Raw genomic sequence first — 13158 nt, 5'->3', positions numbered from 1 at the left:
CGCCCATGATCACCTTCCACCTCGCGCGGGCCGACAATGGCGTCATCGGCCGCGACGGGCAGCTCCCCTGGCGGCTGCCCGCCGATCTGAAGCGCTTCAAGGCGCAGACGATGGGCCGCGCGATGGTAATGGGGCGCAAGACGTTCGAAAGCTTCCCGTCGCCGCTCCCCGGCCGCCGCCACATCGTCCTGACCCGTGACCCCGCCTGGGCCGCGGCGGGTGCCGAGGTGGCCCACACCCCCGCCGCCGCACTGGCGCTGGCGGGCGGCGACGTCGCGGTGATCGGCGGCGCAGAGGTCTTCGCGCTGTTCCTGCCCCAGGCCGACCGCATCGAACTCACCGAAGTCCACGGCGACTATCCCGGCGACGCCACCGTCCCCCCGTTCGACGGCTGGCGTGAGGTGGCCCGCGAGGATCACCCCGCCAAGGGCGACCGCCCGGCCTACAGCTTCGTGACGCTGATCCGCCCCGACGCGGCGCACTGAAGGCACCGCCATCGCTTGACGCCGCGCCGTTCCGTTTCCACTGGTAGCCAGTGGGTCATTCGCGCGCGTCATGCGTTGGGGGTGGCTGCCTCTTGCCTCGCTTCGAAAACGGTGCCCCGACCCGATGACCGACATTCCCAACACCCAGCCTGACAGCCGTGAAACCACGATCCTCGACGCTCCCGACAAGATGGTCGGCATCCGCGACCTGTTCGGCATCGACAGCGACATGGAAGTGCCGGCGTTCAGCGAGGCGGACGAACGCGTCCCCGATCTCGACCCCGCCTATGTCTTCGATCCCGACACGACGCTCGCGGTGCTGGCGGGCTTCGCCCACAACCGCCGCGTGATGGTGCAGGGCTATCACGGCACCGGTAAATCGAGCCACATCGAACAGGTCGCGGCGCGCCTCAACTGGCCGTGCATCCGCATCAACCTCGACGCGCACATCAGCCGCATCGATCTGATCGGCCGCGACGCCATCGTGCTGAAGGACGGCCAGCAGATCACCGAATTCCGCGAAGGTCTGCTCCCCTGGGCGCTTCAGACGCCGACGGCGCTGGTCTTCGACGAATATGACGCGGGCCGCCCCGACGTGATGTTCGTGATCCAGCGCGTACTGGAAACCGAGGGCAAGCTGACGCTGCTCGACCAGAATCGCGTCATCCGCCCGAACAAATGGTTCCGCCTGTTCGCGACCGCCAATACGGTCGGCCTCGGCGACACGAGCGGCCTGTATCACGGCACGCAGCAGATCAACCAGGGCCAGATGGACCGCTGGAACATCGTCGTGACGCTCAACTATCTGCCCGCCGCGACCGAGGCACAGATCGTGCTCGCCAAATCGGGCGAATACGACAAGCCTGAGGGCAAGCGCCAGGTCGACAACATGGTCCGCGTCGCCGACATGACGCGCAAGGGTTTCATCAACGGCGACATCTCGACCGTCATGAGCCCGCGCACCGTCATCACCTGGGCGCAGAACACGCTAATCTTCGGCGATGTCGGCTTCGCGTTCCGGCTGTCGTTCCTCAACAAGTGCGATGAGAACGAACGCCCGCTGGTCGCGGAATATTACCAGCGCGTCTTCGGCCAGGACCTGCCGGAAAGCGTGGTGGGGAAGGCTTGATCGACCGGATGGACTAACCTACTTAGTCCGCCTATCGGAGATGCACGATGGCAGAGGCCGACCCGCAGAAGACGTTCAACGTCCACGAGGCGAAGACGCAGTTTTCGAAGCTGGTCGACCGCGCCCATGCCGGCGAGGAGATCATCGTCGCCAAGGCAGGTGTGCCCTATGCCAAATTGGTGCCGATCGAGCCCGTTGCGAAGCGCAAGCGGCAACCGGGCCGGTGGAAGGACCTGAAGCTTTCGTATGATGACATCATGGCGCCGTGTTTCACGCCAGCGGAACTCGACGAGATCGAGAACGCCAGCGTTTTCCCGCCCCACGTCTGATGCGGCTGCTGCTCGATACCCACGCCCTACTTTGGTGGTGGCTCGCTGATCCGGCCCTGCCGCCTCGTGCCGCCGCTGCGATCGAGGATGGGGATAATGTTGTCTTCGTCAGCGCCGCAACCGCCTGGGAAATTGCGACCAAGGTACGAAAAGGACAGCTTGCGGCGATGCGTGATCGGATCGATCGTTTCGAAGAAGATGTCGTTGCTGATGGATTTCAGACCTTGCCCGTCGCGATGATCCACGGGCTCAAGGGCGGGGCGCTGCATGGCGCGCACAAGGATCCTTTCGATCGCATATTGGCGGCGCAGGCGTTGCTGGAGAATATGGTGCTGGTGACGTGTGATCGTGAGATGGCGGCGTTCGGATGCGAGACCCTGTGGTAATGGCCAACGAAACCCCTCTCGACCAGTTCAAGGCGGTCCTGTCCGGCACGGCGCGCGCGATCGCGGAGGAGCCGGAGGTCGAACTGGCCTTCACCGCCGATGCGCCGTCGCAGTCGGGCAAGCATATCAAGGTGCCGATGCCCGCACGCGCGCTGCCGGCCGAGCAGGTGGCGGAGGCGCGCGGCTTCGCCGATGGCTTCGCGTTGCGACTGAAGCATCACGACAGTGCGATGCACCTCCGCCACGCACCGGCGGAAGCGGTGGCACGTGCGGTGTTCGACGCGGTCGAGGGCGCGCGTGTCGAGGCGCTGGGCAGCCGCGGCTATGCGGGCATCGCCGACAATCTGGGCCATGCGCTCGACGTGCGGCTGCGCGCCGATCCGATCACCCGCGCTCGCACGCGCGAGGAAGTACCATTGTCGACCGCGCTGTCGCTGATGGTACGCGAGGCGCTGACCGGCAAGCAGGCGCCCGCCACCGCCGCGCCCGGCCTTGCGCTGGTGCGGGAATGGATCGAGCAGCGCACCGACCTGTCCAGCCTCGCGCTCGCGCTCGAAGACCAGCGCGCCTTCCAGTCGCTCGCGATGAAGATGCTCGCCGAGCTGGAGCTGATCGAAGGCGAGGTAAAGCCCGAGGAGGCGGACGACGGCGGGTCGGAGGACGAGGGCACCGACGACCAGCAGCAGGACGAGGGCGAAGACAGCGAGGACGAGGACGCCGGCCAGGGCGAAGGCCAGGTCGACGCGCGCGGCGAGCAGCAGCAGTCGGACAGCGACGACAGCGAAGGCGAAGAGTTCGGCGAGGACTCGATGGACGACCTCGACGGCGAAGCGGGCGAGGACGGCGACGACGGCACGCAGCCCGTTCGGCCCAACCGTCCGAGCGGCGAGTACATGCCGCAGTTCGATTACAAGCCGTGGACGACGCAGTTCGACGAGGTGATCGCCGCGACCGATTTGTGCGATGCGGATGAGCTCGCCCGTCTGCGCGGCTATCTCGACCAGCAACTCGCGCACCTGCAATCGGCGGTATCAAAGCTCGCCAACCGGTTGCAGCGCCGGCTGATGGCGCAGCAATCGCGCAGCTGGGACTTCGATCAGGACGAGGGCATGCTGGATGCGGCGCGGCTCGCCCGGGTCGTCGTCAACCCGACGCAGTCGCTGAGCTATAAGATCGAGCGCGAGACCGATTTCCGGGATACCGTCGTCACGCTGCTGATCGACAATTCGGGCTCGATGCGCGGCCGCCCGATCGGCATCGCCGCGATCAGTGCGGACATCCTCGCGCGCACGCTGGAACGCTGCGGCGTGAAGACCGAGATCCTCGGCTTCACCACCCGCGCCTGGAAGGGCGGACAGAGCCGCGAGACATGGCTCGCCGCCGGTCGCCCGCCGCAGCCGGGCCGCCTCAACGACATTCGCCACATCGTCTACAAGAAGGCGGACGAACCGTGGCGCCGCGCGCGCAACAACCTCGGCCTCATGATGCGCGAGGGGCTGCTCAAGGAAAATATTGACGGCGAGGCTTTGCTGTGGGCGCACAACCGTCTGATCGCCCGGCCCGAGGATCGGCGCATCCTGATGGTCATCAGCGACGGTGCGCCGGTCGACGATTCGACGCTGTCGGTCAATTCAGGCAGCTACCTCGAACGCCACTTGCGCCAGGTGATCGGCTGGATCGAGGGCAAGAGCCCGGTCGAACTCGTCGCCATCGGCATCGGCCACGACGTCACGCGCTACTACGCCCGCGCCGTCACGATCATGGATGCCGAGCAACTGGGCGGCACGATCATCGAACAGCTCGCGGCGCTCTTCGATACGCCGTAAAACCTGTCCGCGGGCCGCCGGTCAGCCCGGTAGGCGCCAGCGGACGGTGCGGGGGTAGACGCCGGCGGTCGGCTGGCCCTGCGCGTCGATGGCGGGCTGGAAGTGCGCGCGCCGGGACAGGCGCAGGCATGTGCCCGCGTCGAGGTCGGCGAAGCCGCTGCTGTGCTCGATCCGGCAGCCGGTGACGCGGCCTTGTTCGTCGACGGCGAGTGTCACGGCGACATCGCCCTGCTCGGCCATGCGCATTGCAGCCGGGGGATAATCCATCGCGCCGAGCCACGACGCCGGGTCTTCCGCCGGCTGCGGCGGGCGGGCGTGGTGGCGGGCAAGGGCCGGCTGGGCGCTGGCGATGGCGATCAGGGCGGCGGGCAAGATTCGATAACGCATGGTCGATCCTCGTTCGCGCGGCGGATGGGGACGCGCGCGTACCGCCGACGGCGCTCCGGCTTTATCCGCCCGGGCTTACGATTGGCTGACGGTTTGGACATCGGGCGCGGGCCCCATCGGCGAGGTGCGATTTCGGGTGGCTCACGCCCCGGCGATTGCCCATAGTCCCCTTCAGGGGGCGGACGATCCCCGTGGGAGACGGCGGCATGCGCAAATGGCTGATCGGCGGCGGTGTGATCCTCGCACTGGCACTCGCCGGCTTTTTCGGCCTCGCGCCGGTGCTGGTCGAACGGTCGATGAACCGCGTCGTACCCGTGCCGATCCGTGTGACGCCGCAGGCCCGCGCGCTCCACCGCACGCTCGCCATCGCCGATATGCATGCCGATACGTTGCTATGGCGCCGCGACCTGCTCGATCGCGCCTCGCGCGGGCAGGTCGATTTGCCGCGGTTGCAGGCGGGCAATGTCGCGCTCCAGGTGTTCTCGTCCGTCACCAAGACGCCCAAGCACCAGAATTACGATGCCAACGGCGCCGACACCGACAATATCACCTTGCTCGCGATCGCGCAGATGCAGCCTCCGCGCACCTGGGGGTCGCTGCTGCAACGCTCGCTATGGCATGCGGAAAAGCTGGACCGCGCCGTTGCGGCGTCGGGCGGTCAGCTGCGCCTGGTGCGCGCGCCCGCCGACGTCGACCGCCTGCTCGCCGATCGCAAGGCGTGGACGCAATGCTATGGCGATCACTGCCTCACCGCCGCGCCGGTCGGTGCGATGCTGTCGATCGAGGGGTTGCAGGACCTCGAAGGACGGCTCGACAATCTCGATCGCCTGTATGCGGCGGGCTTTCGCATGGCGGGGATGGCGCATTTCTTCGACAATGACGTCGCGGGATCGATGCACGGCATCGCCAAGGGCGGCCTGACCCCCTTCGGACGGCAGGTCATCGCGGCGATGGAGGCGAAGGGCATGATCGTCGACGTCGCCCATGCCAGCCACGCCGCGGTCGCCGACATCCTGCGCGTCGCCAGGCGCCCCGTCGTCTCCAGCCATGGCGGCGTGCAGGCGACCTGTCGCGTCAACCGCAACCTGACCGACGCGGAGATCAAGGGCATTGCCGCGACCGGCGGGGTCGTCGGCATCGGCTATTGGGATGCGGCGGTCTGCGCGACCAATCCCGCCGCCGTCGCCCGCGCCATCGCGCATGTCCGTGACCTCGTCGGCGTCGATTACGTCGGCCTCGGCTCCGATTTCGACGGCGCGGTGACGACCGGCTTCGATACCAGCCAGCTCGTCGGGATCACGCAGGCGCTGCTCGATCGCGGCTTCACGCCGGATGAGATCGCCAAGGTGATGGGCGGCAACGTGCTGCGGCTCCTGCGAAACGGCCTCGCGCCCGCTCTTGCTCCGGGGGCGTCACGGTCCTAGGGCGCGCATGACATGGAGCGGCTGGACGGCGGCTCGACGGTGCCGCCGCATCTGGCCGGGGGGATCGTCGCGCTCGGCAATTTCGATGGCTTTCACCTCGGTCACCAGGCGGTGGTCGGGCAAGCGGTCGCGCGTGCCCGGGCCGAGGGGCGACCGGCGCTGGTCGCGACCTTCGATCCGCACCCCGTCCGCCACTTCCGCCCCGACACGCCGCCCTTCCGCCTGACCACGCTCGACCAGCGCGAACGCCTGTTCGCCGCGGCGGGGGTGGATGCGATGGTCGTCTTCGCCTTCGACGCGGCCCTGGCGGCTTTGTCCGCGGAGGCCTTTGCCGAACGGCTGGCGGCGCGATTACAGGTGGCGGGCGTCGTCACCGGCGAGGATTTCACCTTCGGCCAGGGCAAGCGCGGCGACGTCGCGATGCTGGCGGCGCTGGGCACGACCTACGGCTTTACCGCGGAAACGGTCGGCGCCGTGACGCTGGACGGGGAGACGGTGTCGTCCAGCCGTATCCGCGAGTTGCTGCGCGCCGGCGATCCGCGCGGCGCCGCACGCCTGCTCACCCGCCCGTTCGCGATCGAAGGCACCGTGCAGCACGGCGACAAGCTCGGCCGGACGATCGGCTATCCCACCGCCAATCTCGACATGGGCAAATATCTCCGCCCCGCCTACGGCATCTATGCCGTCACCGCGCGATTGCCGGACGGGCGTCAGGTGCAGGGCGCCGCCAACCTCGGCATCCGCCCGACCTTCGATCCGCCCAAGGAATTGCTCGAACCCTATTTCTTCGACTTTTCCGGCGACCTGTACGGCCAGACCATCGAGGTCGCGCTGATCGACTATATCCGCCCCGAAGCGAAGTTCGACAGCCTCGACGCGCTTACCGCCCAGATGGAGGCCGACTGTGCCGAGGCGCGGGCGCGGCTCTCCGCTGCGGCCCGAGCATTGTGAATGACACGTTCACACCTTGCCGCTAAGCCGTAACGACCTATGAGCGACACGCCCGACACCGCCGTCAACGCCGCCCCCAGCACCCCCCGTGATTGGCGCGACACCGTCTTCCTGCCGAAGACCGACTTCCCGATGAAGGCGGGCCTCGCCGCCAAGGAGCCCGCGATCCTCGATCGTTGGGCGCGGATCGGCGTGTACGATCGCCTGCGCGAACAGCGTAAGGGCCGGGATTTGTTCGTTCTTCACGATGGCCCGCCCTATGCCAACGGCGACATCCACATGGGCCATGCGATGAACAAGGTGCTGAAGGACATCATCGTCCGCAGCCAGTCGCTGATGGGCAAGGATGCCCCCTATGTGCCCGGCTGGGACTGCCACGGCCTGCCGATCGAATGGAAGGTCGAAGAGGCGTATCGCGCCAAGAAGCAGAACAAGGACGAGGTGCCGGTCGCGCAGTTCCGCGCTGAATGCCGCGGTTATGCCGACAAATGGGTGGGCGTGCAGCGCGACCAGTTCCAGCGCCTCGGCGTGATGGGCGACTGGGCCGATCCCTATCTCACGATGAATTACGACGCGGAGGCGACGATCGTCGGCGAGCTGCTGAAATTCGCCGAAAGCGGCCAGCTGTACCGCGGCGCCAAGCCCGTCATGTGGTCGCCGGTCGAGAAGACCGCGCTCGCCGAAGCCGAAGTCGAATATGAGGACATCGTCTCGACCCAGATCGACGTCGGGTTCGAGATCGACCACGCACCCGAAGCCGACATCCTGGTCGGCGTCACCGCGGTGATCTGGACGACGACGCCCTGGACGATCCCGGTCAACCAGGCGCTCGCCTATAATCCGGCGCTCGATTACATCCTCTTCGGCTGCGGCGGCCGGCGTTTCCTCGTCGAGGAAAACCTGATGGGTGCGTTTATGAAGCGCACCGGCCTGAAGATGGAAGAGTTTATCGCGCTGGTGAAGGGCGCGGTGCTGGAAGGCGCGACGGCGAAGCATCCGATGCACGCGCTGGGTGGCTTCTTCGCGAAGCCGCGGCCGTTCCTGGCAGGCGAGTTCGTCACCCGCGACGCCGGCACCGGCCTCGTCCACATGGCCCCCGATCATGGCGAGGACGACTTCCTGCTGTGCAAGGCGCATGGCATCGATCCCGTCTTCGCGGTCGATGGCGCGGGCATGTACCGGCCGGATTGGGCGTGGCTCGGCGGTCAGGGCAGCGTCATCAACAAGAAGTTCACCAGCGCCGAAGGCCCGATCTGCTCGGACCTGCGCGCGGCCGGCGCCCTGCTGTCGGCGAGCGACGATTTCGCCCACAGCTACCCGCATTCGTGGCGGTCGAAGGCGAAGGTGATCTTCCGCGCGACGCCGCAATGGTTCATCCCGATGGACCGCGCGATCCTGAACGACGGCGAGGGCCGCGCCAGCAATGGCGCGACGCTGCGCGAGACCGCGATCGACGCGATCGAACATACGCGCTGGGTGCCCGAACGCAGCCGCAACCGCATCCGTTCGATGGTGGAGGGGCGCCCGGACTGGGTCATCAGCCGCCAACGCGCCTGGGGCGTGCCGATCGCGCTCTACGTCAACCGCGCCACCGGCGACTATCTCAACGATCCCGCGGTCAACGCGCGCATCGTCGCCGCCTTCCGCGACGGCGGCGCGGACGCATGGTTCACCGCAGACCACCAGGCGCTGCTCGGTGCCGACTACGACCTCGCCGACTTCGAACCGCAGAACGACATTCTCGACGTGTGGTTCGACAGCGGCTCGACGCACGTCTTCACCGTCGAGGCGCGCTACGGCGCCGACGTGCGCGCCAACCTGTACCTCGAGGGTAGCGACCAGCATCGCGGCTGGTTCCAGTCGTCGCTGCTCGAAAGCTGCGGCACGCGCGGTCGCGCGCCCTATGACGCGGTGCTGACCCACGGCTTCGCGCTCGACGGGCAAGGGCGCAAGATGTCGAAGAGCCTCGGCAACGTCGTCGATCCGCTGAAGGTGATCGGCGAAAGCGGCGCGGACATCCTGCGCATGTGGGTCGCCTCGACCGACTATTTCGACGACGTGCGCATCGGCAAGGAAGTGCTCGGCACCGCGTCGGACGGCTATCGCAAGCTGCGCAATACCTTCCGCTACCTGCTCGGCGCGCTCGACGGCTTCACCGAAGCGGAGCGCGTGCCGGTCGAGGCGATGCCTGAACTGGAACGGTACGTCCTCACGTTGCTCGGCCAGCTCGACATGGACCTGCGCGAGGCGGCCGAGGCGTATGAGCTCAACCGCTACCTGCGCCGCCTGACCGATTTCGCGAACGAAGATCTGTCGGCCTTCTTCTTCGATATCCGCAAGGATTCGCTCTATTGCGATGCGGCGACCGATCCGAAGCGCCGTGCCTATCGCACCGTGCTCGACGTGCTGTTCCACGCGCTCGTCCGCTATGCCGCGCCGATCCTGTGCTTCACCGCCGAGGAAGTGTGGCAGGCACGCTTCCCGAGCGAGGACGGCTCGGTCCACTTCCTCGAATGGCCCGAATTGCCCGCGCTGCCGGGTGACGAGCCGCTCGGCACCGACTGGGCCGACGTCCGCCGCCTGCGCGCCAGCGTCACCGAGGCGATCGAGCCGCTGCGCCGCGAGAAGAAGGTGAAGTCGAGCCTCGAAGCCGACGTGACCGTGCCCGAAATGCCGCTCGATGCGTCGGCACTTGCCGAGACGTTCATCGTCGCGCGGGTGGGTGAGGGCGAAGAGGTGACGGTGACGCGCACCGACTACAACAAGTGTGGCCGCTGCTGGCGCCACCTGCCGGAAGTCGCGGTGGATGGCGATCTGTGCGCGCGTTGCGAGAGCGTCGTCGGTCATGCGTAACCCGCCCGTTTCCGGCCTGGTCACAGCCGCGCTGCTCTTCGTCGCCGATCAGGCGTCGAAGTTCGCGATCACCGACGTGCTCCAGCTCAACGATCTGACCGCCGAACGCTACGTCACGCCGTTCTTCAACCTGCGCTTCGTCGCCAACCACGGCATTTCGCTGGGGTTGCTCCACGCCGACACCAACACGATGCGCTGGGCGCTGGTCGCGATGACCGGCGCGATCGCCATCGCGGTGGCGATCTGGATGACGCGCGAGCCGGCGCGGCCGGATCGGATCGCCTTGGGCGCGATCCTGGGCGGCGCGCTCGGCAATATCGTCGACCGCGTGCGCTTCGGCTATGTCGTCGACTTCGCCGATCTGCACTTCGGCGATTGGCGCCCGTTCCTCGTCTTCAACGTCGCGGATGCCGCGATCACCCTCGGCGTGCTGGTGCTGCTTGTCCGCGCGCTCCTGATGCGCGACAAGCGCGACATTCCCTCGGAGAATCCCCATGCGTAAGTCAGTTCCGATTCTCGCCGGCCTCGCCTGCGTCGTTCTCCTCTCGGGCTGCGGCAAGCGCGGCTACGACCGTGCGCGTCCCGACGAATTCGCCGTCGCGCGTCAAGCGCCGCTGGTGATCCCGCCCGATTTTGCGCTGGTCCCGCCGCAGCCGGGCGCCGCCCGCCCGCAGGACAATCAGGCGACCGCACAGACGCTCGACGCGCTGTTCGGCGGCAACACGGCACGCAGCGCCGCGGAGAATGGCGTCGTCAACCAGGCCGGCGGCGACGCGGCGGATGCCGGTATCCGCTCCGAGGTCGGCGATCCGCAGACCAACGTCGTCGACAAGGGCGCGACGACGCGCGACATCGTTGCCGCCCCCGAAGGCGACGGCCAGGACGCCCGCGCGGCGGCGACCAAGAAGTAAGGCTTTCCCCGAGTCCGGGACGCGCTGCCCGATCGTCGATAGGATCGATGGTCGGGCAAGTCGTTCGAATAACAGGCAAAATCGCCGGCCCTGTCCTACATCTGCGCAGTCCTCTATGGAGCGGGACGACCTCTGAAGAGTACGTCATTGCGAGCGCAGCGAAGCAATCCAGAGCCGGACCAGGACGCCTTGGATCGCCGCGCTTCGCTCGCGATGACGACACGGGGTTAGGCCGGACGTCATCCCGCCGGGGAGCGGAACGACGAACCGTTCCGCTCTTTCTCACGGTCGCATTTGGAAACGATGGACCCCGAACGTTTCCGTTAAGGTGTTCATGTTGTCTATGTTGCCGCCGCGGAAGCAGCGGCGCCTGCCCGGTCAGGCACGCGCCCGAAACGCGGCGAGCCCCCGGTCGAGGTCGGCAATCAAATCGTCCGGGTCTTCCAGGCCGATCTGCAGGCGGACCAGCGGCCCGGCATAGTCCCGCGGCGCCGCGGTACGGATGCGCGCCGGATCCGCGGGGATGGCAAGGCTTTCGAATCCGCCCCAGCTATAACCGATGCCGAAATGGTCGAGCGCATCGATCAGCGCGGCTCGTGCGGCTTCGCCGCCGCCATTGAGCACGAACGAAAACAGCCCGCTCGATCCCTTGAAGTCGCGCACCCAATGGTCGTGGCCGGGGCACGAGGGCAGGGCGGGGTGGAGCACCTGCGCGACCTCCGGTCGGGTCGAAAGCCATTGTGCGATCGCGAGCGCGCTCTTCTGATGCTGGGCGAGGCGGACCGCCATGGTGCGCAGGCCGCGGCTGCCGAGCCAGGCGTCATCGGGCGATGTCACCTGCCCCAGCTGGTAACTGACGTCGCGCAGCGCCGCATAATGACCGGGTGCTGCCGTCACCGACCCCAGCATCACGTCGCTATGCCCGACGACATACTTCGTCGCGGCGAGGATCGTGAGATCGATGCCCTTCTCGATCGCCGGGAAGAACAGCGGCGTCGCCCAGGTGTTGTCGAGCAGCGTCGTCAGCCCGTGGCGCTTGGCGACGGCGACGATCGCGGGCAGGTCCTGCACCTCGAAGGTCAGGCTGCCCGGGCTTTCGAGGAAGATCGCCTTGGTGGCGGGGCCAATCAGCTGTTCGATCCCCGCGCCGATCAGCGGATCGTAGAAGCGCGTGGTGACGCCGAACCGCTTCAACAGCTGCATCGCCTGCCCCCGCGTCGGGTCATAGGCGCTGTCGACCAGCAACAGCTCGTCGCCCGGCGACAGGACGGACAGCAACGCCGCGGCGATCGCCGCGACGCCCGAGGGGTAGAGGAACGTCGCCTCCGCCCCCGGCTCGAGGCTCGTCAGCGCATCGGCGAGGCTCCATTGCGTCGGCGTGCCGCGGCGGCCGTAATAGAGGCGGTGGTGCGTGTCGCCATGACCGTTGGCGCGCAGGTCGGCGATAGTGTCGTAGAGGATGGTCGAGGCGCGCCAGACCGGCGGATTGACGATTCCGGCGGTCCATTCGGGGCGGCGGCCCGCCTGGACGACGCGCGTGGCGTCGCCCAGGCGAGCTTCCGGGGAGGTTTCGTCGTCGGAGTTACGCGTCAACGGCTTCCTTGGCTCCCATGGCCTTGGGCGTCGAGCGATCCGCTCCCCATTCCGACCAGCTGCCGTCATAGATCGGCATGGCCTTGCCGACCAGATGCGCGCCGAAGGCCAGCACCGCGGCGGTGATCCCCGACCCGCAGGTCGCGACCATCGGCTTGTCGAGGTCGACGCCGGCGCTGGCGAACGCCTGACGCAGCGCGTCGCCCGTCTTCCATGTGCCATCGGCGTTGAACAGCTGGCCCTGCGGCAAGTTCTTCGATCCGGGGATGTGGCCGGCATGCGTCGCGGGGCGCGGATCGGGCTCTTCGCCGGTGAAGCGCGCGGCCGAGCGGGCATCGACGACCTGTTCGGCGCCGCTGTCGACGTTCGCCTTCATCTGGTCGAGCGTGCGGACGTTCTTCTGGTCCGCCCAGACGGTGAAGTGGCGATGGCGCAGCGCTTCCTTGCCGCTCGCCGTTGCGCGCCCCTCCGCCTGCCATTTGGCGAGGCCGCCGTCCAGGATCGCGACGTCATGCGCGCCGAACGTCCGCAGCATCCACCATGCGCGTGCCGCGGTGTGATGCGGCGAATTGTCGTAGAGCACGATGCGGCTGCCATCGCCTAGCCCCAGGCTCTGCATGCGGCTGGCGAATTTCTCGGCAGAGGGCAGCATCATCGGCAGATCGCTGTCGGTATCGCGGAGCTCACCCAGGTTCATGAACACCGCGCCGGGAATGTGCGCCGCCTCATATTCCGCCGCGGCATCGCGCGGCGCCTCGCCGGGGAAGTTGGCGAAATAGGTGGCATCGACGATCCGCAGGTCGCTTGCGCCCATCTCTGCGGCCAGCCATTCGGTCGTCACCAACGCGTCCATCACACTCTCTCCATTCACGTTTGCACGTTCA

General features: G+C 67.4%; 13 protein-coding genes. 10 read left to right on the top strand and 3 right to left on the bottom strand.

All coding sequences use genetic code 11. The annotated features are described in order from the left end of the window. Positions 1-5: 5 nt before the first annotated feature. The 5 genes from ACGVWT_RS06610 to cobT all read left to right on the top strand — a co-directional run bounded on the left by ACGVWT_RS06610 (position 6) and on the right by cobT (position 4155). Positions 6-485, top strand: coding sequence for a dihydrofolate reductase (locus ACGVWT_RS06610; RefSeq protein WP_315461829.1), 480 nt, complete (start codon positions 6-8; stop codon positions 483-485). Positions 486-609: 124 nt separating this feature from the next. Beyond that, the gene (cobS, locus tag ACGVWT_RS06605) at positions 610-1614 is read left to right on the top strand and encodes a cobaltochelatase subunit CobS (protein WP_315461828.1); all 1005 of its coding nucleotides are present in this window, start codon (positions 610-612) and stop codon (positions 1612-1614) included. Between the two features lie 47 nt (positions 1615-1661). Next, on the top strand, positions 1662-1943 hold the full coding sequence (locus tag ACGVWT_RS06600; RefSeq protein ID WP_315461827.1) for a type II toxin-antitoxin system Phd/YefM family antitoxin: 282 nt from the start codon (positions 1662-1664) through the stop codon (positions 1941-1943). Beyond that, positions 1943-2329, top strand: a complete 387-nt coding sequence (locus ACGVWT_RS06595; RefSeq protein ID WP_315461826.1) for a type II toxin-antitoxin system VapC family toxin — start codon at positions 1943-1945, stop codon at positions 2327-2329. The genes ACGVWT_RS06600 and ACGVWT_RS06595 overlap by 1 nt, the downstream gene beginning before the upstream one ends. Further along, complete coding sequence (gene cobT, locus ACGVWT_RS06590; protein ID WP_315461825.1) at positions 2329-4155, top strand: cobaltochelatase subunit CobT; 1827 nt, start codon at positions 2329-2331, stop codon at positions 4153-4155. Before ACGVWT_RS06595 ends, cobT begins: the two co-directional genes overlap by 1 nt. Positions 4156-4176: 21 nt before the next feature. On the opposite strand, the gene ACGVWT_RS06585 is transcribed toward cobT, so the two are convergent. Beyond that, complete coding sequence (locus tag ACGVWT_RS06585; RefSeq protein ID WP_116462031.1) at positions 4177-4542, bottom strand: energy transducer TonB; 366 nt, start codon at positions 4540-4542, stop codon at positions 4177-4179. A gap of 206 nt (positions 4543-4748) precedes the next feature. On the opposite strand from ACGVWT_RS06585, the gene ACGVWT_RS06580 reads away from it, so the two are divergent. The 5 genes from ACGVWT_RS06580 to ACGVWT_RS06560 are packed head-to-tail and all read left to right on the top strand — an operon-like array spanning position 4749 to position 10681. Then, positions 4749-5966 (top strand): dipeptidase, encoded by a 1218-nt coding sequence (locus tag ACGVWT_RS06580; RefSeq protein WP_315461824.1) that lies wholly within the window; start codon positions 4749-4751, stop codon positions 5964-5966. Positions 5967-5978: 12 nt separating this feature from the next. Beyond that, positions 5979-6917, top strand: a complete 939-nt coding sequence (locus tag ACGVWT_RS06575) for a bifunctional riboflavin kinase/FAD synthetase (protein WP_315461823.1) — start codon at positions 5979-5981, stop codon at positions 6915-6917. A gap of 39 nt (positions 6918-6956) precedes the next feature. Next, positions 6957-9770: an isoleucine--tRNA ligase gene (gene ileS / locus ACGVWT_RS06570; RefSeq protein ID WP_315461822.1), complete on the top strand. Its 2814-nt coding sequence runs from the start codon at positions 6957-6959 to the stop codon at positions 9768-9770. Next, the gene (gene lspA, locus ACGVWT_RS06565; RefSeq protein ID WP_315461821.1) at positions 9763-10272 is read left to right on the top strand and encodes a signal peptidase II; all 510 of its coding nucleotides are present in this window, start codon (positions 9763-9765) and stop codon (positions 10270-10272) included. The genes ileS and lspA overlap by 8 nt, the downstream gene beginning before the upstream one ends. Then, entirely contained in the window at positions 10265-10681 is a 417-nt protein-coding gene (locus tag ACGVWT_RS06560) for a DUF3035 domain-containing protein (RefSeq protein ID WP_017977575.1), read from the top strand. Before lspA ends, ACGVWT_RS06560 begins: the two co-directional genes overlap by 8 nt. A 378-nt stretch (positions 10682-11059) precedes the next feature. Here ACGVWT_RS06560 and metC read toward each other — a convergent pair whose 3' ends face one another. Together metC and sseA are read right to left on the bottom strand one after the other, a co-directional pair. After that, the gene (metC, locus tag ACGVWT_RS06555) at positions 11060-12274 is read right to left on the bottom strand and encodes a cystathionine beta-lyase (RefSeq protein WP_315461820.1); all 1215 of its coding nucleotides are present in this window, start codon (positions 12272-12274) and stop codon (positions 11060-11062) included. Beyond that, entirely contained in the window at positions 12264-13127 is an 864-nt protein-coding gene (gene sseA, locus ACGVWT_RS06550) for a 3-mercaptopyruvate sulfurtransferase (protein ID WP_315461933.1), read from the bottom strand. Before sseA ends, metC begins: the two co-directional genes overlap by 11 nt. Between the last annotated feature and the right edge of the window lie 31 nt (positions 13128-13158).

It is taken from the genome of Sphingomonas sp. S6 (assembly GCF_043498045.1).
Taxonomy (GTDB): Bacteria; Pseudomonadota; Alphaproteobacteria; order Sphingomonadales; family Sphingomonadaceae; genus Sphingomonas.
This window is presented reverse-complemented; position numbering and strand designations above follow the sequence as displayed.